Genomic DNA, 23,066 nt, shown 5'->3' on the forward strand with positions numbered 1-23,066 from the left:
CCAAATTAATTTAATATTTTAAATTGCCGCGACAAATTGCGACAATTATTGTCGAATCTCAAATGAACTGCTTTATTACCTGATAAAAAGCTGTTTTCCCGAAATTTCCGCTTGGCTGCTGCTGTGCAAAAATCTGTATTCCTCTGGTTCGTCTTCTGTATGACCGAAAGCTCCCTTACAAGAGATGGGAGCTTTCGCACTTTCCGGTTTTACTTCGGCGGGCTCAATCGAACCTGCTTTCTGCTAGGAAAAAACAGCTCTTTTAACGTCTCTTATCGTCTGCCGCGTCCTTGGAGCGTTGAAACTTGCGAATATCCTCGCGCAGCTCCTCGGCCGTTCTTCCTTCTGTTTCAAGGCCATACTCTTTCGCAGCTTGGCGCAGCATTTCCAGACGCTTAGCCCGATGCTCCGCTTTGAAGGCTTCCCACTTCGCTGGATCTTTTTCCTTCGCTGCCTTTAGCTCGCCCTTTAATTGCTCGGAGGTTTTGCCTTCAACAGCAATGCCGAAATATTCAGCCATATAACGAAGCTTGGCTAGACGATACTGCTCATGGCCCAGCGCGTGCTCGCGATGCTGCTTTTTGTGCTCATCGTGAAAATGGCCCTTGGCAGCCGGCAGCTTGTCAGTCTGCTGCTCCGCCTGCGGGCGGGCTGGCTCTGCGGCATAGGCTCCAGGAGCCATGATGGCTGCCGCAAGCAGGCATGCGGCTGCTGATCGCACTATTTTTGACTTGTTCATCCTTGGACACAGCCTTTCTTCTGAGCATAAGCGAAGAAATAAATGTCTATTTCAGACGCCTTTCATCGCCATGCCTAAGTTCATGATGCTAGGGGGCGAATTTCACTTCAACCCCTTACTTGGTTATTTTGCCCATCAGCAATTTAACATAATCATGAGAATGGCAGAAGCAGCCAAGGTGAAACGGCTATCGCCGTCCTTTAGCGGCGCGGCTCGTTTCATTCCGAGAAATATAAGCCCATTTATAAGTGCAAAACTTATAATTGGGCTTATATTTATAAAAAAAACGCCAGAGCCTCTGCTCTGACGTCCGACATTTTTGCTATTGGCTGGCAGGATTGCTTTGTGCCCCAGATGAAGCGCCGTTCTCCAGCTGCGAAAGCTCGGCAATCAGCTCTTCCCGGGAAAAATGCTCGCCAATAAACACGGCTACATCATTAACTTTCCCCTGCGGTGTTATTTTCATAAAATCGCTTTCCCCATACGCATATTGAAACAAAAAACGGCTCGCCGTATCCGTGAACGTTACGATGCCCTTCGCCCGGTACACATGCTCCGGTAAATGGTTCAGCAGCGCCTCAAACTGGACGCTGTCAACAGGCCCCTGTAAATAATGGGTCAGCGCCATTACATGGTCATGCGAATGATGATGCGCGTGCAGCTCCTCCTGCTCCTGCGAATGATGGTGATGAATATGAGCTTCATCATGCTTATGGGAGCAGCCTGGGCCACAGGCATGTGCAGACTCTACGTGCTCTTGATTGGCAGGAGGCAGCGAAGCGGAAGAGCTTGCAGCAGCCGCTTGCTGGGTATCCAGCCAAGACCACTCGTCTATGATGCAGCGCATCGTCGCAACGATTTGTGCGTGGGCGTTCAGCTCCCGCAGCGCCTGCTGCGCTTCAACCAGTTGCTCCGGATCCAGCTTGTCCACCTTATTGAGCAATAAAAAGCTCGCGCAGCGAATTTGATCCTGCATCAGCTTAAGCGTGCGTCCTTTGCCGGCACGAGTTCGCTTTAACAGCTCGGGGCCATCTACGACCGTAATAACCGCTCTCAGGTCAATGCGCATATACATGGCCGCCTCGGTCACGCCGTCCAAAATCTCCATCGGATTCGCCGCGCCCGTCGATTCAATGACGATAATATCAGGCTGATGCTCATCCATCAGCAGCTTCATCTCCAGGCTCAAGTCACCGCGAATCGTGCAGCAAATACAGCCGCCCAGCAGCTCGGCCATCGGCACCTCGTCCCCGACCTCTTGCCCATCCAAATTAATATCGCCCAGCTCATTCATAATGACGGCTGCTTTCTTACCCTCAGTCTGCCAGTAATCGAGCATACGCTTCAACAGCGTCGTCTTGCCGCTGCCGAGAAACCCGGTCAGCAAATAGACGGGCACTGGTGGTTTGCTATTTTCCATCTTCAAAACTCCCGTATCCATTATCGTCCTTCTACATAAGCTTTATTATATCGTAATTGTTACGTTGTCGCACCATAAATACGGCCCCAGCTATGTAAAAGCCCGGAGCGCGGGATGCTCCGGGACGATTAAACCTATTTCATGGTTATGCATGCTCTGGAAATGATGCAAAACCTTATAAAGTTAAGTGACCTGCCTTCAGGCATCCATAATCATTCATTAGATGAAAGCACGAGTGATGATAACGAGTAGAATGAAAAGGACGAGGATCGCCCCTACGTTAGTGAAAAGACCACCGCCGTGGCCGTAGCCTGCACCTGCTAAATTGTAGCTCATTTGTTCAACTCCTTTTTGTTCAGATATACGTTCCTGCGACCCAGCGCCTAGCCCGGCACCGAGCCGCCTGATCCTATAACTGGACTATAGCCAGCAAGCGCGAGTAATAATAACAAGCAGGATGAAAAGCACGAGAATCGATCCTACGCTTGTGAAAGCTCCGCCTACACCGTAAGGGGCACAGCCAGTTCCAGCGTTTGCCACATTGTAGCTCATTTGTCCATCTCCTTTTGTTGAAGTACACAGTATCCTATGGACGAAATGGCGAAACGGTATAGGCACTTGCAAGAAATGTGCGTTTGCCCTGCTGGCTGCGAGCTTGCTGGCTTTAGGAGTCTTTTATGCAAAAACCTTGTCAAATCCGGCCTTTGAGCGGCTTAGCAGCTCATCCGGCGTTTCCTCAGGAGCAGTCTGGGTCAATATCTCCTGTACAACTGGCCCCTTGTAGCCGATGTCTGCGAGCGCAGCGAGAAAGCCTTTCAGGTCAACAACCCCTTCGCCCGGGTAGAGACGGTCATTGTCCAACAGCTCAGCAACAGGCAGATCACGTGCGTCATTGATGTGGACATGCACGACCTGATCAGCTCTGAGGCCCCGCAAATGCTCCGGCGTAAAGCCCGTCGTATGGCAATGATAAGCGTCTACCAGCAAGCCGACATTTGGCCGATTAATCGCCGAGATAAGGGCAAGCGTCTCCTGGGCCGTCCATATAAAAGGATTCGCCCATGCTGTCCGCAAATGATGCGGCCCCACAAACTCCAGCGCAAACCGAATGCCATATGCGTCCAAAATGTCGGCAATTAGCCGCAAACGGGATACCGCAAGCGCTGTGAACAGGGCCGATTTGTAGTCCGTCGAAGGTAAAATATACGTACAGCAGGCTGTACCTCCCAATTGTGCAGCCGCAGCCGCATGCAGCGGAAGCTGCTTCAGACCTTCCCGAAACTGCTCATCCGTGCCGCGCCATTCCACATTCAGCCCTATTGCACCTAAAGTCACCTGATGGTCAGACAGCAGCTTTGCCGCTCCTTGCTCTCCATGCTTGTCTACAAGCGCCTTGGCATCTAGATCAACGACATTAAAGCCATATGCTGCCGCTTTTGCAATCAGCTGTTCATCTGTAATAGCGCCTAATCCCGACTTGCTTAATCCTCTAATCATTCCCCTACACCTCTTCCCAGTTAAATAGCACGCCTAAATATTCATCCTTCTTATTGCGTAAGCCTTCATAAGCAGCAGGTGCATCAGCAGGGCTCATCATATGACTGATGAGCGGTTCGATCTTCAGCTTGCCATCCTGCATCAGGCGGAATACGACCTCAGAATTACGAACAAGGGAATGCTTCACGAAAGCTTCCGGCGTTAGCGGATAACGCCATTCATGTGCTCCCTTGAACGTCACGCAGCCGCGTCCATTCAAATGAATGCTGTTGAGCAAATCGGTTACATTGCTTTGCAGCTCTCCCCTAGGGCTGCCAAGCAGTATCGCTTCCCCATATTGGCCGACAAGCGCTACATTGTCCAATATCACCTGCGGCACCCCAGTCGCCTCAATAAGCGTAGATACCCCTTTGCCGCCCGTCAACTCCATAACCTGCTTATACGAATCCGCCCCTGCCTCAATGGCGTGCTGAATGCCGCAGCTTTGGGCGAGATCCCTGCGTTTTGTGGCCAAATCCATGCCAATAACCGAAGCGCCTTGAAGCCCGGCCAGCTGCGCAGCCATATTGCCGATGAGGCCAAGGCCTGTCACTGCAACATAATCGCCAAGCTCAATGGACGATACTCGCGTGCTTGTCATCGCTACCGTAGCCATTCGCGTGAATGGCGCCCACGCTAGTGGCAGGCTGTCCGGCACTTTAAGAAATACACCGCTTGTCGTTGTCAGCTCATAGCGGGAATGCTTCCCGTAATGAAACACCCTATCGCCAATTTGGAAGCCCTCAGCAGCCTCTGGTCCCATAGCCACAATTTCACTTGCTGCCGCATAGCCCGGCACAGACGGCATCGTGAACCAGCCTTCGCCCCCGGAAAGACACGCAAGCTCCGTGCCGGGGCTAATGAGCGTATAATGCTTTTTCACCAGCACCTGATTGCCTGTAAGCTCTGGAACCTGGGCTTGCAGCTCCTCCTGCTTCACTTCTACTTTCCATGGGGCTGTAAACTCAATTTGCGTATTTTTCATGAGATGCACTCTCCCGTTATGTAGTGGTTGGAGGACTACCGCTTATGACGCTCCGAATAGGACTGGAGGCTTCGGCCTTGAATTGGCTGGGCGTCAAGCCCGCCTCCCGTTTAAATATGCGGCTAAAATGATGAATGCTCGAAAGCCCACTGCCCGTCGCTATCTCAGTCAACGTCTCCTTGCCCGCCATAATCCTTTTTTTGGCATGCTCCATGCGCACATATGTCAAATACTTATGAAGCGTGACACCCGTCTGCTCTTTAAACAAGCTGGACAAATAGCCCGGCGACAGCCCCGACTGCTCGCTTATGCGGTCATTGTCCAGTTCAGGATCGGCATAATGCTGTTGGATAAAGTCAATACATTGCTGAATCGGCGCCCATGCTTTCGCCTGCTGGCCTTCCTGACGCTTTTGCCCGCTTTGATTACGCAGAAAAAGCACCAGCAGTTGCAGCGCAATTGCCTTAAGCTCCAGCTCGCTAGTTGCTCCGCCTTCAATGAATCTTTTTCGCATAATGGGAAAAAGCTTTTTCAGCTCCATGCGGTCTGACCCGCCGATGGCGGAAACGGGATGCAAGCCTTGCAGCAATTGCTCGCGCTGCGGAACGATCAATTGCTCGCCGCTCGCAATGCCAATCGACTGCCAGCGTCCCCGCGCCTCATCCTGATATAAATCAAAATGGAAAATATACTGAATCAGCGGCTCGCTGGATGTGGAGCGAATGAAATGCGTCATCAGCGGCGGCATAACGATCGCATCTCCTTCCTTCAGCTGATAGCGCACGCCATTTAGTATAAAATCGGCCTTGCCCTGCTCGATAAACGTAAACACATGGTCATAGTCCAGCCACTCGCCCGATAGCTCGGCGGATTTGGTGGTTTTAACAAAACGTACGAATGGAGATATGTTCTTTAATACTGCCGCCGAAAATGCCATCCGCTCGCCTCTCCTCCTGCAAAAATAGATTATAAGCTTTAGTTTAACATGAAGGAGACAATCGTTGGAGCGATAGATCGTTTCGCTATAATGGACTTGTTCGCAAAATAGGCTGCTTCCATATCGTTTTATTTTAACGTAATAACGCTTCCATTTCTTTAGTGGAAAGTATGACTATTTAACAAAAACTACGATATATTTTTCACAAGGATGGGGTAGGAAAATCGGATTTTCTGGTGAATATAGTTCAACTGAGGAGCGTGCACGTTTACACTTAAATGAAAGGAGGGTCACCCTAATCATGTCTCTGTTCTATTATATGGCATCAAGCCATGAGCTTCCAACAGGCTCGTTCGGGATGAAATGTACGACGATGACGCTAATCGACTACGTCACTCACGTGAATCCAGAGGCTAAAAATCATGGACATATGAAAACATTGCTGGAAAGCGACCCGAAGGGGGAACGGTTGATGGAAAATTATGAGACAAACGAGGATGCCGCAGGGCTATATGTACGCGGGCCTATGCAGGATCAAGAAACCTCGCTCATATTCCGTTTTCCCTATGTGTACGAAGTCCACCCCGATGGCGGCTCGTTCGAGATGAATGAGGAGATCAAGAATGCCTCTCCTACCGCTTATACATGCGGCAAAAAATGCTTAACGGAGCTGTTCCATTACCTTGACCGCAATCTGAGAAATGGCGAGGAAATCGAGCTTTTCTCCTGCTGGACGGATGGATTGGAGCGTTTTACGGAAAAGGAAGTACAGAGGCTTGAGCCTGATCTGATACTGGAAATAGCTGAATTGCTCCAGGCAGAGGCGTTCGAATGGAAGAGGCAGCAGTACATCGTCGTTAAAAAATAATCTTGCGACAAGCGCCGAAATGGAGAGCTTCTGGTGCGTAACGCAAAAGCGCGTCGGAGTCATGGCTTCTCTCCATTTCTTTGTGCATATTCTGTCCATGAATCGGTAGTGCGGTTCGCTGTATGACTGGATGAATGAATGGACGGTAAGCCTTATGCGGCTTATTGCTCTTTTTGTCCGCTAGCCTTGCGAAGCTCGTTGGCAAGACGGTGCGCTTCTTGCATGCCGGCTGTGTCGCCTTTTTGCTTGCAGGCTGCCCAAGCGGGCTGCAAATAACGTTTAATAAGAGCGTTGGCATCCTCGGCTTTCATCATATAGGATTCCTCCTTCGTAATAATGGCCATTGCGGCCGTAATCTGTGCTGCTGTTGGCCGGATGCCAGCTCGAAGCTGAGCGGTAGATAGGCCGAATGTCATCTCAAAATGGGGGTAATCCTTGAACGAGGTCCAGTCCCCTCCCCATGCAAAACCAAGCCGCTTTGCTTCATCTACTACCTCGGCCCAATCTGCTATCTGGTTAACGTTGCCGTCGCGTTTCGTGTCCCAAAATACCTGCTTCCCGTCCGGGGACAGCAGAGCAAAATCTATCGCCACACCAAAATTATGGTAGCTGTAGCCGCCTCTGGCGTTCGTGACAATGCTGCCCGCCGCCGTTCGGCCTTGCGCGTAGAGCTTGTCCTGCTCCGCTGCTGAACGATATCCCTGAGTTATTACAATCAATACACCGCGAGCATAGCAGTGCTCTATCAGTCGCTCTGTGGCTGTGGCGACTACTGGAATCAAATTTTCCAGTCGAGCAATCGATTTATTCTTTACCTGATTCAATGTTAGCATCTGTATCGTCTCCTTCCCGTTGTGCAGTTCTATCCACTTTCGCTTTTAATTCACTCTCAATAAGCTTCAGAATAGCAGCTGGAATCCACTTGCCCCACCCTGCCCGAAAAGCATTGGCCGTTAAAGACTGCCAGCTATGATAAATGAGCCCAATTGTAATTGCGTAGAAAAATGGACCCGGCATGTTCAGGGCCAAGTCTATCAAATTTGCCAGCGCGGGCAGCACGAGTAGAAATAGCGTTCGCGGTGCACCTCTCCGTAAGCCGTAGTCAGAAGAATAGGTTCCATCCTTGTGAGCTGCAGCAATCCCCGTGATCCAATCAAGGGAAATAGCCGTAATGAGCAGCACAATCGGAATGAACCTATCCGTACCATAAATTAATGCTACCCACGGTGCTAGAAAAGCGCCTATAGCTGTAAAAATCGCCTTGTCTGGTGTCAAATCTACCGAAAATATCTGTTTAAACATGCTTCTCCTCCTCTCTTTGCTTGTACAAATGAGCTGTCCAATAAGTTCCTAAATTTAATAGCGGCATGGCGGATGTCCTTCTTGTAATGACATATCTTTTCGTTTATTTAGTTACCATAAGGAATGAGAAAATCAAAACGTCAAAACTCGTCGCTTCCGCTCGAACTGACGCCCGCTTAAAGATTAACATCCGATATTTTAATTTGGGGTAAGGCAGCCGGTCTTCGCTGTGCTGCCCTTTTACTTTAAACAAAAGTGTCCGGCTTGCTGACGAATCGGCTATCAATAATAGTGGACTGATTTTATAACCGACTGTTCGAATAGTCCCGCTACCCATCGTTGTTGCACCGTCGTGAAACGGGTGGAGCGTAGGCATTTTAGGCGCGCCGCCCCACCGCTTATGCTTCTAATTAAGGCACACCAAATTAACGAGGCTCCCATCCTCGCCGACTATCCAACCGGAATGTATTTCTAGCCTTTGAATATTAGGCATTAGTACACCTCCTATTGTCCAATGATGATATATTTAAATGTCGTGTCCGAAAACCACGAAGGCAAACATATATAGCTTGATGTAAAATCGTTTAGATTAGCGTGTTTAGAAAAATCCGTTCTTGTTGCATTATTTTGTCTTGATCTGATTGGATAACCTGAAATCGTATCCGGGACTAGTTCCTCACAATAAAGTGTGTAACCTCCATAAAACGCATTGTTCATAAGCAACACGATTCTTGGCGTTACGTTATGGCCTGTTATCTCGACAATATACCCACCATCACTGCCTCCGCCATATGAGGGGAATCTATTTGATGTAGTTATCGAGCCATTAGTCACCGTTCCTGCTACAATTTTATACCCGACTGGCATAGTTCCTAGTAAACCAAAAATGTCCACGCCTTGCCGGATGTTAGTAGCTATAAAATCAGGGTCATAGATCAAAACCGTTCCAAATCCTGCGCCATTAAGCCCCGTTGTGTAAAATCCGGTTTTAGGCTCTATAACCAAATTTCCCATTGAATCAACTTTGATCGATTGTGCTAGGGTATACCCCTCGCCAAGCGCTGCCCTTGAGTAATTCGGCATTGTTCCTGTAACCAAACCCGATTCCGTCCCTATCGTCTTTCCTGCTAACACCTCGGCAGCGACAGCTGTCCCATACTCACCCCCTTCACCCTGTAATGTAAAAGCCGAGCCATTATAAACGAGCGTGTAGATTGAGCCTGCTTTAAGTAATCCCGCTGTTGGGGCACTGCCAGAAGGCTTGAGAATTCCTTTTGCACCCAGTCCATTAATATTAAGTGTTGGATTTGCCCCACTAGCTGCATGCAGCTTAATTGTGACACGTAAGCCTTCCGTGAGAGCCGCCACTAGCCCTATTGCCGCTGTATATGCTGATCCTGTTCCGCTTGTTGTACCATATCCAAAGGTTTGAACCGTATCCAACCGCGCAATATCATCCGCAGCAACAGGTGGAGCCACCTTTCCTCGACCGCTAGCATCCCTCAAAATCGTCCGATTAGCAGTAGCTGCCGCATCCGGCCTCATACTAATCCAATTCGGTGTAAAAGCTACATCAGCCGTCGTAGCAATAGCTCCCGTATCAAAATACTCAACTGAAGCTGACGTATGATTAAATCGAATACCCCTCGCACCTAAACTTGCATGAGTATTACTATAACGGTATTCATTGTTATTTGCCGTATAGCAGTTTTGTGCAAAAAGAGCATATCCCGTACTATTCGCACTCATATCAGCCCAAGACCCTGCACTGATCTCGCGCGCAGCTGTCTCGACGAATAACGCCCCTGTCATTTTGCCGCCGGATTTATCCAGCTTCTTCGTATGCAGCTCCCCAATCGCCCCAGCCGCATCCTTCGCTTCCGTCGGCACACTCTCCATATCACCAAGCTCAGCCTTCGCCTCATTCACTTCCTGACCCAGCTCATTCATATCCGTCTCGGTCACAATATCATTAAATTTCCAATCTGTTTTAGCCATGTGTATATTACTCCTCCTTCACAAAAATCGTTTGAATCATGAGTGTATCTGATGCAATCGGCAGGTTTACAGCGTTGTCGCTGACGGTTCCGGCTGCATTTTTCAATTCAATGCGAGTGACGGTAGCGACCGCGCCATCCGGAATCAAATAATTCAGGCTAAGTACGCCTTCGCTGACCGACTTCACTATAAAATCCGTAATCTCATAAGCCCCGCTATTGAGTACAACCTTCGTAATTTGCGAATCAATAAACTCCGCAACCTGCTGCTTAAACGTTGGCGTAATCACTTCACAATCACCTCTGCTTCCCTATCTGTAAATGGTGTAACGCCGAGCCTCCAGCCGCCAAGTCTAGTATTCCGCACGAGCGGAACGCCAACAATTCTCTCTTCCAGCACAACGCCATTCATAATCGCTGTCTGCTGCCGATACATAATATTGGCAGGCTTAATCGCAGAAACGGTGCGCTCCACCTCTTTAAAAATATTAGCGTCGTCAATTGCTGCTGTTACCGTCAATATGAAGCTTTGCACATCAACACTGGCAACTCCGCGTCCTTCTCCTACGAGAAAATCCAACCGCTCCTGCAAATATCGCATCGTAAAAGGAGGCTTGGTCGAATAACGATTGACGATCCGTCTCCGGCGAAAATCAATGCTCTCCACATTCGGATCGGCCTGAATGCCCAGCAACCGCTCTCTGCGCTTAATAGCAGGTAGGCTCGCCGTCATGACGAACCCATCATCCAGTTGCTGCAACTGTGCCTGCTCCAGCAGCTCCAGCTCTACATCTTCCGTAGCGGCGAGCTTGATAAACTCTCTTATGTCCGCATACAGCTCCGGCCAATAGGATGAAACCGGCTTAGTCATGTACAACCACCGCCCCCAATAACGGGATTTCATCCTCAGCCAAAGCTAAGTTGGCAGCAGCTCCGTTAAGCGTTGTGCCAAATACATCTACAACCCCTGAAACGGTCAAAAGCCGCGCCTCGATTTGAGCAATGCGAACGGTAAGCTCCTGCAAGTTCATCCACTCTTGGCGCAGCTCCAGCAAATACGCAGAGATTTTATCCTCAATATCGCTTTGAACCTGTCCTATCGTCCTACCTTCCGCAAGCATGATGGTGGTTTCCACAGCCACCTGCACCGCGTCGACACCAGTTACCGTTACCTCATGTCCAATAGGAGCCATTCCAAGCCCAAGTCCACTGTTGATGGTTGGATCGACAGCTGTCTGAACAAGCTCAAGGAGCGTCTCCGCTGGCTTTGTCCAATCCGCAGCAATTACGGTGCATTTGACCGTGCCGCCACCGTTCCAAACCGGGAAAATCTTCGCCCCGCCTACGCCGTCAATTGAGCTGATCATTTGCTTGTAATCGGCTATATTACCGCCAAACGCCGGCTCATTCACAACGCTGTAATACCTTGCCCGCAAAGCCTCATCCGTTTCCGCTTCCTCGCCAGGCACCAAAATTTGCGTTAGCTCGGCGCGCGCCAATCCATCAACATAAGCAAGCGGCAGCAGCGTTCCGTATTTCTGATTGCCAACAACGCCTGCTGTCTCGCAGGTCAAGGTGAAAAGTCCCGTTCCGATTTTCCCCGTCACCGTATACCTCAGATCATCAATGGCAAACCGGCTCTGCAAAGGCACATCTACAAGCTGACCATTGCTGCCGAAAAACTCCCCTTGCCGCTGGGCGAAGGTCGCTGGCTGCCTTTCCACACCAAACTCAGCCGTGCGCCGCTCCAGCCACTCGCCCGTAGCCGTATCCGCGAACAGCAATGTCTGATTCACATCAAGCTGCGCATACATTTCTGACAGCTCGGCAGCCGCTGGCGCCAAGGCATCATAAATAACGCTGCCCTCCCGCTTATCTACATCATCTGAAACCCGCTCCAGCATACGCTGTAAAATAAAGCTGTACGTAAATGCCTCATACACGGGCCATCACCTCCTCTTTAAAGCTTCCTTCATCGGTTACTACCGTAAAACTCACCGCTGCCTTGTCCCCCTCAACCGTCAGTTCAAAATCGGTCACTTCTGCTATGCGATCATCCGCCAGCAGCGCTTCAGTAACGCGCCGCTTGAGCTCGGATCGCACATAGAGATGAGAGGATTCATTCAATAAATCCAGCTCGGAGCCATAATCAAAGCTATAGATAAAAAAGCGATATCGCTCCGTTTGCAAAATTTTGAAAACAGCCTGCTTAATTGCACTGAGGCCATCGGTCATGCCGGACATACGCTTATTGGCAAAATCGATATAATACGTCCGGCTAGGCTCAATCGCCGTTTCGGTCTCCAGCTCGCCAATTACTGCACCTTGTGGAATCATGCGCTCACCCGATCCAGCACGACAAACTGTTGTCCGCCTTGAATCCGAAGCAGCAGCACAATATCATTCACTTCCAAAGCGCGGCGAATCCGCTGCACATCGCTCACGCCTTCCGGAATAATTAAAAAATCCTCCGAAAGCGTGAAACGTTGGTCAACGTTCACCTCCAGAGGATTTGTGCCGGTTACCCGGCCGATTAACACAGCGACGGGATTTCCCGACGCATGGGCGGCAGCGCCCGCTTTTTTAATCGCATCAAGCAGTGCCATCATATCACCTTCAATTCTAATGTCATCGTATGCGCGTCCGCTTCAAGCTTGTGGGAGCATTCATCGACCAGAAAATAATGTCCAATGTCCAGTTCCTCAATGACAATCGGAACATAGGAGCCTGCACGTACGCGTAAATCACCAATCGCTTCAATGCTGAGGCTGCGCTGCTCCCGATTTTTCAGCTTCAGCAGCTGATCCAGCAATTCATTAATTTGCGCACTGTTCATTTGCTCGTCGGCTACCTGATAAAATTGCAGCAGACCCCATTTGGCGATATTCGCGCTGTCCTGTCCAATGTAGACGTCGCGCTTCCCGGTTTCCTTATTGTTTTGCACTACTTTGATCTTATTGTAAGATTCGCTGTCGATTGAGCTTTTGTACCCAAAATCCGTCATCAGGCTCCAATCGCCAATAATAGCATCCGTCTTCATGTCCTCGATATTGCGAAGCGTCAAAGCACCTGCCTCATCGTACAATACAAAGTTGCCCTTATCGTTAATCAGCGTATAATCGAGCGCCTTGCACATGATGTCGAGCAGCTTTTTGTTATCCTCAACCATAGAAGGAATGACATATTCCGTCTCCGCCAGCGTTCCTATTTTCAAGCCCGTATCCTCAGCAATTTGCTTAATCATTTGGGTAGCAGTTTTGTTGCTGAACACATACGTATCGCTCATTAGCAAATAACGAAGCTGGTCATACGCCTTGATCGTAACACTTTCATCCCTGCCAAAATTGTATTCAAACACATAGCCGTAAAATATGACCTGCCCATCCTTCGACAGACGCACGACATCGCCATTATTAACGGTGAAAGCCTGATGCTGATAAGGAGCGCCCTTAATAAGCGTAAAATCCAAGCTCGATGCAGAGCCTGTCCGCTTCGTTTTATACGTTAGGGAAGGAACGAGATTTGTCACATTCCACACTTTTCCATTCCGGTTATCAATTAAAATTTCCAGCATCTTATCACCCCGGCAGCTTCAGCACCCTGCCGATTTGCAGCCTGCGCAGCTCAGAATCGGCGATGCCATTCAGCTTCTGTATTTCCTTCCAACGCGACTCGTTACCGAGTTGCTTTCGGGCTACCCCAATGAGCGTATCGCCTCTTACGAGCGTATAGGTTTTCGGGGTTTCCTTCGTCTGTCGCTCTTTCTTGCTGCCCTTCTTTTGGCTTTTATTAATCTCTACAGGCCTTGCCTTGTAGAACACATACTTCTTCAGTCCAAGGCTGTATTCAATATCACCAGAGCCCGCCGCTTCCCGCCATTCAAACTTCTCAATGCTGACGGCAAGATTCAGATCGAAGGAGGCACCTGTGAAAATAAAGCGGATCGGACGTTTCTTTTTCATCCAGTCCTGGATCAAGGTCAAATAAACATAGGGCTCAAGCAGCGTCTCACTGGCGATAAACGAATAATTCGCTCCGGGCGCAGGAAAAAAGCTGTCGAAGGAAATCTCCGTCAGCTTCGGGCTTTGAATCACATTAATTTCGCCAAGACCAGATACGTCGTAAGATTTGCCGCTAGTTGCGTCGCTAATTTGCAGCTCAGCCGGATTAACCGGCAGTTGAAAGCCGCTTTCCTGATTATTATAGCTGAGCCAAATACCGTACTCGTGATGCTTGTTCGTAATCATTAAGCATACACCCCTTCCGCCGACGAAGCGATTTGCTCATTCAAGGAGCGCTCAATACGGCTAATGATGGTGTCGATATCGGTGCCGTTGTTAATGTCGCCGGTTTGTACACTTACGGTCGGCTGAAGCGACACGAAGTTTTGAATGTTTTTCATCTCCGCAAGCTCGCGCATCGTCTTAAGGTCCTCGCTGGCGATGTCGACGGTGTCATTAACCTTGCCGACTTCGTCGACTTTGTTGACGTTGGCGATGTCAGGTGTCTGTCCCGCACCCATGCCGGTTGCTGCTCCTGCGCCGTTGTTTCCTGTACCACCTGGTGTTTCAGCCGTTTTAGGCTGCGTGAAACCTCCACCTAGATCAGTGCTAAAATCACCCAACTTATCCGTCAGGCTTGTAGTCATATCTGATCCTTTACCAAAGCCAGTTTTAAACGAATCTCCTAAATCCATATTGTCCATTCTGTTTCCAGAGAAATCCTTAACCTTTTTTTCAGACGTTGGCTTAAATTTTTCAAGAGAATCACTGTCAAGCTTCGCTATTATGTCCCATTCAGTTCCAGTTATACTGTTGACCTTTTCTATTATCCAGTTGATTCCATCTATAAATCCATTAATAAAAGTATTAAAGTATCCCATTAACCCCACGAGAATATTGTAAACCAAATTTTGAATAGCATACCACGGATCGATGATGAGATTAGCTATGAACTCCATGAAAGAAACAATAGCGTTCCAAAAAAGTGCAATAATATTATGAATATTTGCAAACATGACATAAAAGATACCTACTACAAATCCAACTATGTCCGCAACTGTCCCACCAAAGACAATGACAGCTGCGACTAATAATCCCACTACTAAAATAACGGCTAGTATCGGCCAATTCAGTGCTAACCACGCTAATACCTGCAAAAAAAGAGGAATCAGCATACTATATAATCCTGCGATCATAGTAGGAATCAAAAAGACTGCCGCTGTTAGTAACATCGCAGCAATTGCTGGCCAATACGTTATTATAGTTGTTACTACCCATAATGCTGCATCCCCCAGCATGACAAAAAGTTCTGCTGCAAAGCTTAATCCAGCACTGAGGATATCAAAAAAGCCTTGAAGTTGTCCGCTATTAAAAGCTTCCTGAACCCTTGCAATGAATGGGGAAAGGACATCCAATGCCCCCATTCCTGCGCCAGCCAAGGAGGTTTTCAAATTACTAACAAGTGTATTGATTTGACTTTGTGGACTTTTATATACAATATCCAATTCAGCTATACCGAGATTTGCATTTTCAAAAACTTGATTAAGTCCAGTCAAAAAGCCATCCACATCGCCAGTATTAATGTATGCTTGCGGATCGAAGCCCTCTGCCGCATCTGAAGAAATACCATATTGTCTCATTAATAACGTCATATCGCCGTTCATCGCAGCTTTTATGGCCTCACCCGACTTGGCAGTACCTCCTTCTTGTGGATCAAATGCCGCAAGCTGCATAGCCATAGAGGTCATCTTCGTATATTGATCCATATTCTCAGCCATCGGAAGAAGCGTCATCGTATTTTTAAGTGCTTCAGTAGGGTCAATCCCTGCTGAAATCGCCTGATTCCTTACCGTCTCAAAAATGGCCGTGCCTTTGTCCTTACTCCCCGTACGTGCAATTAACAAATCCTTTTGAGTACGTTCGCTTAATGCACCTTTCAGGGATATTGCTGCTAGCTCAGAAGCGAATTTCAAGAGCTGCGTTTTAATAGCACTGAAAGGAGTAAGAAACGAATCATCCACTGGTTTTTTCAATGCGTTAAGTAACGTATCCTTCAACGACGATTTTGCTGCACTGCCAGCTTCCTTTAGAGGCGTAGTTAGCATATCCTGGAACGTTTTTTTGAATATATTACCGACACCTTGTAGTGGCACATTGAGCATGTCCTTAAATGACGGTTTTGCTACACTATTATCTTCTTTTAGAGGTGTTTTCAACATATCCTGAAATGAATTTTGAAATACTTTTCCAACCCTCTGGGTCATATTCTGCAATTTTGAATCTATTGCATTACCCGCATCTGTTAGTGGTGTAATTAAGAGATTCTCCCAAGACAATTTTGGTGCGCTTGCTCCCTTTAGCATGCCACCTAGCCCTGACATACCTGAACCACTGCTCTTAGCGGCAGTCGCATTGAAGCTGCTTAACGTTTTGCCAAGTGTTGAAACTACTCGGTTCATCTCGTTCATCGTTTTGTTCAGCTTATTGAATTCCGAGGCTGCAGCAAACGTTTGCTGGGTTGAGGCGGCGCCGGTCTGTACCATGAACAACAACGTATTTTTCAACTGATCCAGCATTTTAACAGCACTTGCAGCAGCACTAGCATCCAATTTTACCGTATCGGCCATCCTTCCACCTCCTTAACAGAACAAAAGCGCCCTCTAATAGAGAAGCGCCGTCCCGTTACCTTCATTATTTCTTCTTCATTTTGGCCCGCTGCTTTTTCTCGCTGTCGATGCGGACGTCGATCATTGCGTAAATCGCCGCCCGCTCGCGGCGAGACATGCTCATTAGCTCATGGGGCAAAATGCGAAGCTCGTGGAGGGCGTAGTAGGCGTAATTCGCTTCCCCGTCGCCCTCTTTAATTAGTTTTTTACTTCATCGCTCAGCTCATTCAGACTTTGATTAAAGCCATTGATTTCCTGCACACGCTGTACGAGCGAAGCATATTCGCCCGGACGCAGCATTTTGCGGAGCAGGTGCTCAGCGCCCATCGTGCCGTACGATTTTTGCAGCTCGGCATCCTTCAAGCTCGGATACCCAATGCTGCTTACGACCAGCTTAGCCAAATATTCATCCGTATTCGTCTCCGGCACGAAGGTGCCGTTTTTACCCTTCACCTTGCGGGTTGCGGATTTGCGGCATTCCTCGTTCTCCGCCTCCGTCATGCTGCGCAGCTCCCAGGCTACCGGGTTGCCGTCTGCATCCTTGAATCGCTCGGATACGACGAATTTCTCCGTCGCCTCCGCAGCTGTATTTTGCGCAAAAAACAAGCTTAAGTCACTCATTTGCTACCTCCATGGATTGGGTTTATTTTAAATCATGCTATTTTATACGCGCGTTGGCGCTTTGAAGCTTTCAGCAATATCGACGCCGTCGAAGGTGAACTCCAGCTCTTCCTCAAGCGCTTCGCTCTCTGTATCGAGCTTGCCGATAATGACCTTGTTCAGATTGACGTTGTACAGAACAACCTCCTGGCGGCCGATCGTCGAGGTTGGATCTTCGTTGATGATGTGAACATCAAAGTTCGTATCAATGCCCGTTTTTACATAATCGAGCATCATTTGGCGGAATTTCGACGTCACATAATACACCGTCATGCTGCCGGTACCCGACCAGCCCGTCGCTTTATGCTGCAATGCGCGATGACCGAGCGTCTTAATTTCCGCCTTCGTCTTCTCCACGCTTGCTTCAAGCGTTTTAATATAGAACATTTCCTCGTTTTGGCCGTTGATTTTCGCATAAGCGCGTCCCTCTTGCCCCGAAATCGTATCTCCTGCATGCAAAAATGCCATATTACTTCACCGTCACTTTCATGTATACTTTTTCAATGCTGTCAACCGGCTGGATGTAGACGTTAATGATGATGCTGTCAGAAGCCTCGCCCGCTTCCACCGTAAGGTCGGTTTGGGAATTAAAGTTTTGAATCGCATTGCCATCCTGAAGCAGCGTCAAATATTTCACGCATTCGCTGCGGAATAGGCTGCGGCCATCTGGGTTGTTATCAATTTTGCCGATGTATTGCGTCTCGAACAGCTTTTTCATGTCGGTCGCAATGCCGTCCAGCACGCGGATAACGCGGTTTTTCGCAAAAGAAGGATTTTTTCCTGGCACATAGGTAACCAGAGAGTTAATGTCCTGCTCCACGATGACACGACCGCCGTTTGGCGTGAACAAAAACTCACCCGCACGCAAAGCCTGCTCGATTTGCGAATTTGAATAACGAACGTCCGTATCCACCGCACCTTCGTACACGCTGTAAGTAAGCGACTCACTCATGCTTGCGCCGGAAGTAGCAGCTGCCACCCATACGGTTGCCTGCTCGGCATTCACAGCTGTACCGTCTTCAAGCTTGACGCCATTTTTCACGCTGATGATGCCTTCATAATCCGATAGTGGAGCATTCGCCAGCACGACCTGAATTTTCTTGCCATCATTTTCGCGCAGTCTGCGGGCAAAAGCGGCGTAAACCGACTTCAGCGAGCTGTCGCCAGACACAAGCGCCACCGTATTAAATTGTTGCAGCTCAACAGCTGCCAAATAATCCAGATGATTTTGATTCGTCACCGTGCCGTTCGCACCTCCAGCAAGTACGGTGCCAGCTGTTGCAACAAGCGAGCCCGTGCCGCTGAAATCGACGAAGCGATTGGATTCAAGAGCAGCAATCGCAGCCACTGTCTGCGAATCCACCTCTTCACCTGCCAAGTAAGTAACAACGTCGAATTGATCTTCATCATCCACATTGCTCTGAACCGCTACTGTAATATCGTTACCCCGGATACCGCCAAATTTGGCTGTTGCAACTAGGCCGCCAATCGTTGCCGTCGCTTTCGTTCCTGCATTCAAGCGGTAGAGCAGCAAAGTCTGTGCCCGTTTCAAAGCCTCACGAACGAGCAGCACTTCCGGCGCAGTTACATCATAACCGAGCACACTGCGCAGATCGTCGCCTGCTTTAATGGAAATCATCGTTTGCGGAGCGCCCCAGTTCAGCGTCAGCGCCGTTGATACGATGCCGCGTTCCCCTACGTTTGCTGCCGATTGCGGCTCAGCCGCGAAATTAATGTATACCCCTGGTCTTGCTTTTGTTTGCGTTGTCCAAGTTCCTCCTGCCATGATTTACATGACCTCCTTTTGTGAATATGCTTGTAATTGCTGTTTGACCTGCTCATGGGAGTAAGTGCTCTGCTCGTCCAAAATGACGTTCAGCACATCCTTCTCTCCTGCGGAATACCTCGCTGCTGCCAGCAGCTTCTGCTTGCTGTGCTTTGCTTCCAGCGTGCCTTGCCTATGTTCCTGATCGTTCACCGCTGCTTCCCTCCTGTTTCCTCCAAGCTCGCCTTGCGGCTTTGTTCCCATCTCATCTGGCGATTACCAGACTTGACGCTGCTGCTGTAAAGGTTCCTTCATCTGGAGCTACATGTCCTCACCCCCTTTCCTGTTAAGATATTTAAATTACTTTAAATTATGAAAAGAGGATTTAAAATACCTAGCGAGCATCGCTTGTTGCCGTCGCTCATTTGGTGACAATATCATAATAACACGGTTTTGAAGGCTGTTTCGGACACCGAGCGGACACTATACGGACATAAACCGGACAATCTCAGAAACGGCTTTCTGACGCCATCTGCGGAAGGTGCGATCGACGATTCCGAGCTCTGAGGCAACGAAATCTGCTGGCTTTCCTTCAATATATCGCAGCCTTAACAGCGTCGCATATTCAGGGAAACAAGCTTCCAGCGCTTCCAGCGACTCATCAATCGTTTGCAGCTGACGCTCCAAATCCTGCAGCTCGCTCAAACGCTCAATAACTCCCTCATAGCCTTCGGGAGCTGAGCCCGCTCTCGCTTCAATCACTTTAGCGATTTTACGGCTGAGCTCCTGCACAAGCTGCTCTTCAGCCGCATTGCCTGGCTCAATTTGCTTCACTTCTCTTAATTGAGCTTTCGTTCCAATCGGATATTTCGTTAACTTCGCATGTGCCAGCTGCTCCAGCTGCTGCTCGTGCTTGTCTAAATACATATAGGAAGGAATTCCCCGCAGCTGGCGATGAAGCTCCTGTAGCTTGTCATCCTCATATACCGTGCTTACTGTCAGACCGCTTCCAACCTTTTGCCGCTCGATCAGCTTTTTCCGGGCGACGAGACGCTTGTACGACTTTAATTGCTCAATTGTCATTTTTTCTACGTCCATTAGAATACCCTCTTTCCACTCAATTAAGTATTTTTATTACCCTATGTTTCAAAAAAATAATAGCATCTCTCCGATATTGACAATACCATCGTTAAAAGGTAAAATATTATTATAGTATTAAAAATACGATTTCGCCGCTTTTCGGCTTAAATACTCGCTTTCAAGCCGTTAATCTGCTATTTTCAGTAGCATTTGCTGGATTGGCTCATAGCCGCTATCACGACTATGAATCTTATTATAATTGATATTTATAATACCGTCAAGTATTGTAAATACCTTTTAAGGAGACGGAGGGTATTACCATGGCGATGGGAGCAAGGATCAAGCAATTACGCACACAACGCGGATTAACACAGCAGGATATTGCCGAGCAGCTTGGCATGGGTCGTTCAAATTTTGGGCATATCGAAAATGATCGCGTCGTCCCAACGAGCGAGGATTTGCAGAAAATTGCCGATATTTTGCATACGACTGCCGACTATTTGCTTGGACGCCGCGATGCGTTTGCGGAGCAGGTGCCAGATTGGGCAACCGCCAAAGACAAACGGGATTTTAAGAAAATGCTGGAGGAAGACGGAGAAGTCATGTTTGACGGCGTTCCGATGAGTCAAGGCGACCGTCAGCGTGTCATGGATGTTCTAACCGGATTATTCTGGGAAGCTAAGCAGATGAACAAACGTACCCCCAAATCAGATACGACGGACAAAACAACAGATCATACCGAAGGGTAGGTGCTGCCATGGACAAACTAATACTGCGCCTTGTGCGAAAATTCCAGACAAGGGATCCTTTCGTGATTGCAAATGGACTGGGTATTCATATTCGCTATGCCGATCTGGGCCAAGAAACACGTGGCTTCTATTATAAGAAGCTGCGCCGCCGCTTTATCGTCATACATGAGCGTCTGCCGGACGACTGGCAGCGCTTTGTGTGTGCCCATGAACTGGGGCATGATCGGCTGCATCCCGGCTTCAGCCGTTTTTGGCTGGACGAGCAATCCTTTATCAATGTTGGAAAATATGAGCGTCAGGCGAATAAATTCGCCGTCCGCCTATTGACCTCCGGGGATACGATCGGCCGCTCGGAATCCATCGGTGAGCTGCTGCAGCGCAATGGCGTCCCGAAGGAAATGGATAAATTTTATTTCTAGCTGTATCCCCCACCATGAGACTAGCGCTAGTTTTTAACCGCTGAACGAACGAAGAGCTCCAGAACGCCAATCGGCGGCCTGAAGCTCTTTTCTACATTAATCTCTAAATATACTTCTCCAAAATGCCCACGAATGCTGTTAGCGTTGCGACATCTGAATGATCAAACCGTGAGAAAAGCGGGCTGTCGATATCGAGCACGCCAATAACAACTCCATCCCGTTTCAAGGGAATGACCAGCTCGGAGTTCGATGCGCTGTCGCAGGCAATATGGCCGGGAAATTGATGCACATCCGCTACCAATACCGTCTCGCTGCGGCTAACCGCTGTTCCACAAACACCTCTGCCCACTTTGATGCGCGTACATGCCGGCTTGCCTTGGAAAGGTCCGAGCACAAGCTCCTCCCCATCCAGCAAATAAAAGCCGACCCAGTTAATATCGCTCAAAAACTGCTGGAGCAAAGCCGCAGCATTGGCCAAATTAGCGAGCTGGCTAGGCTCATCCTCGATAAGCCCCTCCAATTGCTTCAGCAGCAGGCGTTCGTTCTCTTCGTTTGTTCCTGTATACAGTTGTTCAGTAAACATGACTTACTCCTGACTGATTTTGATCGCTTGCTCCAAATCATAAATAATATCGTCAATGCCTTCCGTGCCGACAGATAAACGAATGAGTCCTGGTGTAACGCCGGATGCAAGCTGGCTAGGCTCATCGAGCTGCTGGTGCGTCGTGCTTGCCGGATGGATAATGAGCGACTTCGAATCGCCGACGTTGGCAAGATGTGAAAATAGCTCCACGCCATGAATCAGCTTTTTGCCTGCTTCCACGCCGCCTTTAATGCCGAAGCTAATAATAGCGCCTTGGCCCTTCGGCAAATATTTTTGCGCCAGCGCATGCGACGCATGGCTTGCAAGACCCGGATAGCTTACCCATTCCACGGATTCGTGCTGCTCCAGAAAGTTCGCTACCGCAAGCGCATTGGAGCTATGGCGTTCCATCCGCAAATGCAGCGTTTCTAGTCCTTGCAGCAGCAGGAACGAGTTAAATGGAGACAGCGAAGCTCCCATATCGCGAAGCAGCTGTACGCGTGCTTTAATAATATAAGCAATAGCGCCAACAGCTTGCGTATATACAAGACCGTGGTAGCTTGGATCCGGCTCAGTCAGACCTGGAAATTTGTCATTTTGCGCCCAGTCAAATTTGCCTCCGTCTACAATAACGCCGCCAATGGATGTGCCATGACCGCCAATGAACTTCGTCGCTGAATGAACCACGATGTCTGCTCCATGCTCAATTGGACGAAGCAAATACGGGCTTGGGAATGTATTGTCCACGATAAGCGGAATGCCATTCTCATGGGCAACCGCAGCAACCGCTTCAATATCGAGCACATCGCCGCGCGGGTTGCCAATCGTTTCAGCAAAGATCGCCTTCGTATTCGCATTAATTGCCTTGCGGAATTTTTCCGGATCGGAGGAATCAACAAAATGAACTTTAATGCCGAGCTTCGGCAGCGTATGGGCGAATAGATTGTAGGTGCCGCCATAAAGGCTGGCGGAGGAAACAATTTCATCGCCAGCAGATGCAATGTTCAGGATGGAGTAAGTGATTGCTGCTGAACCGGATGCCACGCCAAGTGCGCCAACTCCGCCTTCAAGCTCAGTAATCCGCTTCTCGAACACATCTGTCGTCGGGTTCATAATGCGTGTATAAATATTGCCAAATTCCTCAAGACCAAACAATCTTGCCGCATGATCTGTATCTTTAAAGCCATAGGAAGTCGTCTGATAAATCGGTACCGCACGCGATTGTGTTGCTGGATCAATTTGCTGACCTGCGTGTACCGCTAAAGTTTCAGGTGAATATTGTCTCTCTTGCTTAGCCATTAAAAAAAACCTCCCAGAACGTTAGTTTTTCCAAGCTTATGAATATAACACCCTGCGTCA

The 23,066-nt window shown here is 48.8% G+C and carries 28 protein-coding genes; 3 read left to right on the plus strand and 25 right to left on the minus strand.

The window, feature by feature from the left end; genetic code table 11:
• Window positions 1-262 precede the first annotated feature (262 nt).
• From V5J77_RS21520 to V5J77_RS21550, 7 genes are all read right to left on the minus strand, one after another.
• Window positions 263-739 (minus strand): hypothetical protein, encoded by a 477-nt coding sequence (locus tag V5J77_RS21520; protein WP_338552874.1) that lies wholly within the window; start codon window positions 737-739, stop codon window positions 263-265.
• A gap of 322 nt (window positions 740-1,061) precedes the next feature.
• On the minus strand, window positions 1,062-2,159 hold the full coding sequence (locus V5J77_RS21525; protein WP_338552875.1) for a GTP-binding protein: 1,098 nt from the start codon (window positions 2,157-2,159) through the stop codon (window positions 1,062-1,064).
• Window positions 2,160-2,378: 219 nt separating this feature from the next.
• Window positions 2,379-2,495, minus strand: coding sequence for a YjcZ family sporulation protein (locus V5J77_RS21530; protein WP_338552876.1), 117 nt, complete (start codon window positions 2,493-2,495; stop codon window positions 2,379-2,381).
• Between the two features lie 84 nt (window positions 2,496-2,579).
• On the minus strand, window positions 2,580-2,711 hold the full coding sequence (locus V5J77_RS21535) for a YjcZ family sporulation protein (protein ID WP_338552877.1): 132 nt from the start codon (window positions 2,709-2,711) through the stop codon (window positions 2,580-2,582).
• A 123-nt stretch (window positions 2,712-2,834) separates the two neighbouring features.
• Window positions 2,835-3,656, minus strand: a complete 822-nt coding sequence (locus V5J77_RS21540; protein ID WP_338552878.1) for a sugar phosphate isomerase/epimerase family protein — start codon at window positions 3,654-3,656, stop codon at window positions 2,835-2,837.
• A 4-nt stretch (window positions 3,657-3,660) separates the two neighbouring features.
• A complete protein-coding gene (locus V5J77_RS21545; RefSeq protein WP_338552879.1) occupies window positions 3,661-4,680 on the minus strand; it encodes a zinc-binding dehydrogenase in 1,020 nt (339 codons plus the stop codon).
• Between the two features lie 16 nt (window positions 4,681-4,696).
• Window positions 4,697-5,617 (minus strand): AraC family transcriptional regulator, encoded by a 921-nt coding sequence (locus tag V5J77_RS21550; RefSeq protein WP_338552880.1) that lies wholly within the window; start codon window positions 5,615-5,617, stop codon window positions 4,697-4,699.
• A gap of 301 nt (window positions 5,618-5,918) precedes the next feature.
• On the opposite strand from V5J77_RS21550, the gene V5J77_RS21555 reads away from it, so the two are divergent.
• On the plus strand, window positions 5,919-6,485 hold the full coding sequence (locus tag V5J77_RS21555) for a hypothetical protein (protein WP_338552881.1): 567 nt from the start codon (window positions 5,919-5,921) through the stop codon (window positions 6,483-6,485).
• Window positions 6,486-6,646: 161 nt separating this feature from the next.
• Here the strand turns inward: V5J77_RS21555 and V5J77_RS21560 are convergent, their stop codons facing one another.
• The 16 genes from V5J77_RS21560 to V5J77_RS21635 form a co-directional block, all read right to left on the minus strand.
• Window positions 6,647-7,318: a M15 family metallopeptidase gene (locus tag V5J77_RS21560; protein ID WP_338552882.1), complete on the minus strand. Its 672-nt coding sequence runs from the start codon at window positions 7,316-7,318 to the stop codon at window positions 6,647-6,649.
• Window positions 7,290-7,787 (minus strand): phage holin family protein, encoded by a 498-nt coding sequence (locus V5J77_RS21565; protein ID WP_338552883.1) that lies wholly within the window; start codon window positions 7,785-7,787, stop codon window positions 7,290-7,292. The genes V5J77_RS21560 and V5J77_RS21565 overlap by 29 nt, the downstream gene beginning before the upstream one ends.
• Window positions 7,788-8,291: 504 nt before the next feature.
• Window positions 8,292-9,785 (minus strand): hypothetical protein, encoded by a 1,494-nt coding sequence (locus V5J77_RS21570; RefSeq protein ID WP_338552884.1) that lies wholly within the window; start codon window positions 9,783-9,785, stop codon window positions 8,292-8,294.
• 7 nt (window positions 9,786-9,792) lie between these two features.
• Window positions 9,793-10,074 (minus strand): ketopantoate hydroxymethyltransferase, encoded by a 282-nt coding sequence (locus V5J77_RS21575; RefSeq protein WP_338552885.1) that lies wholly within the window; start codon window positions 10,072-10,074, stop codon window positions 9,793-9,795.
• Window positions 10,071-10,655, minus strand: coding sequence for a putative phage tail protein (locus tag V5J77_RS21580; protein ID WP_338552886.1), 585 nt, complete (start codon window positions 10,653-10,655; stop codon window positions 10,071-10,073). The genes V5J77_RS21575 and V5J77_RS21580 overlap by 4 nt, the downstream gene beginning before the upstream one ends.
• Window positions 10,648-11,727: a baseplate J/gp47 family protein gene (locus V5J77_RS21585; RefSeq protein WP_338552887.1), complete on the minus strand. Its 1,080-nt coding sequence runs from the start codon at window positions 11,725-11,727 to the stop codon at window positions 10,648-10,650. Before V5J77_RS21585 ends, V5J77_RS21580 begins: the two co-directional genes overlap by 8 nt.
• Complete coding sequence (locus V5J77_RS21590; RefSeq protein ID WP_338552888.1) at window positions 11,720-12,121, minus strand: DUF2634 domain-containing protein; 402 nt, start codon at window positions 12,119-12,121, stop codon at window positions 11,720-11,722. The genes V5J77_RS21585 and V5J77_RS21590 overlap by 8 nt, the downstream gene beginning before the upstream one ends.
• Window positions 12,118-12,393, minus strand: a complete 276-nt coding sequence (locus V5J77_RS21595; protein ID WP_338552889.1) for a DUF2577 domain-containing protein — start codon at window positions 12,391-12,393, stop codon at window positions 12,118-12,120. The genes V5J77_RS21590 and V5J77_RS21595 overlap by 4 nt, the downstream gene beginning before the upstream one ends.
• Entirely contained in the window at window positions 12,390-13,358 is a 969-nt protein-coding gene (locus tag V5J77_RS21600) for a hypothetical protein (RefSeq protein WP_338552890.1), read from the minus strand. The genes V5J77_RS21595 and V5J77_RS21600 overlap by 4 nt, the downstream gene beginning before the upstream one ends.
• Before the next feature lie 4 nt (window positions 13,359-13,362).
• Window positions 13,363-14,031 carry a LysM peptidoglycan-binding domain-containing protein gene (locus tag V5J77_RS21605; protein WP_338552891.1) on the minus strand — a complete coding sequence of 223 codons (669 nt, stop codon included), beginning with the start codon at window positions 14,029-14,031 and terminating at the stop codon, window positions 13,363-13,365.
• On the minus strand, window positions 14,031-16,412 hold the full coding sequence (locus V5J77_RS21610) for a hypothetical protein (RefSeq protein WP_338552892.1): 2,382 nt from the start codon (window positions 16,410-16,412) through the stop codon (window positions 14,031-14,033). Before V5J77_RS21610 ends, V5J77_RS21605 begins: the two co-directional genes overlap by 1 nt.
• Before the next feature lie 237 nt (window positions 16,413-16,649).
• Window positions 16,650-17,072: a phage portal protein gene (locus V5J77_RS21615; protein WP_338552893.1), complete on the minus strand. Its 423-nt coding sequence runs from the start codon at window positions 17,070-17,072 to the stop codon at window positions 16,650-16,652.
• A gap of 42 nt (window positions 17,073-17,114) precedes the next feature.
• Entirely contained in the window at window positions 17,115-17,579 is a 465-nt protein-coding gene (locus V5J77_RS21620) for a phage tail tube protein (RefSeq protein ID WP_338552894.1), read from the minus strand.
• Window position 17,580: 1 nt separating this feature from the next.
• A complete protein-coding gene (locus V5J77_RS21625; protein ID WP_338552895.1) occupies window positions 17,581-18,897 on the minus strand; it encodes a phage tail sheath family protein in 1,317 nt (438 codons plus the stop codon).
• Window positions 18,898-18,900: 3 nt separating this feature from the next.
• The gene (locus V5J77_RS21630) at window positions 18,901-19,089 is read right to left on the minus strand and encodes a hypothetical protein (protein ID WP_338552896.1); all 189 of its coding nucleotides are present in this window, start codon (window positions 19,087-19,089) and stop codon (window positions 18,901-18,903) included.
• A gap of 270 nt (window positions 19,090-19,359) precedes the next feature.
• Window positions 19,360-19,974 (minus strand): RNA polymerase subunit sigma-24, encoded by a 615-nt coding sequence (locus V5J77_RS21635; RefSeq protein WP_338552897.1) that lies wholly within the window; start codon window positions 19,972-19,974, stop codon window positions 19,360-19,362.
• Window positions 19,975-20,276: 302 nt separating this feature from the next.
• On the opposite strand from V5J77_RS21635, the gene V5J77_RS21640 reads away from it, so the two are divergent.
• Together V5J77_RS21640 and V5J77_RS21645 are read left to right on the plus strand one after the other, a co-directional pair.
• Window positions 20,277-20,705: a helix-turn-helix domain-containing protein gene (locus V5J77_RS21640; protein ID WP_338552898.1), complete on the plus strand. Its 429-nt coding sequence runs from the start codon at window positions 20,277-20,279 to the stop codon at window positions 20,703-20,705.
• Window positions 20,706-20,713: 8 nt separating this feature from the next.
• On the plus strand, window positions 20,714-21,124 hold the full coding sequence (locus V5J77_RS21645; RefSeq protein ID WP_338552900.1) for an ImmA/IrrE family metallo-endopeptidase: 411 nt from the start codon (window positions 20,714-20,716) through the stop codon (window positions 21,122-21,124).
• 103 nt (window positions 21,125-21,227) lie between these two features.
• Here V5J77_RS21645 and V5J77_RS21650 read toward each other — a convergent pair whose 3' ends face one another.
• Window positions 21,228-21,707: a GAF domain-containing protein gene (locus tag V5J77_RS21650; protein WP_338552901.1), complete on the minus strand. Its 480-nt coding sequence runs from the start codon at window positions 21,705-21,707 to the stop codon at window positions 21,228-21,230.
• 3 nt (window positions 21,708-21,710) lie between these two features.
• On the minus strand, window positions 21,711-23,006 hold the full coding sequence (locus V5J77_RS21655) for a homocysteine synthase (protein ID WP_338552902.1): 1,296 nt from the start codon (window positions 23,004-23,006) through the stop codon (window positions 21,711-21,713).
• Window positions 23,007-23,066: the final 60 nt, after the last annotated feature.

The organism is Paenibacillus sp. KS-LC4, from assembly GCF_036894955.1.
Lineage (GTDB): Bacteria > Bacillota > Bacilli > Paenibacillales > Paenibacillaceae > Pristimantibacillus.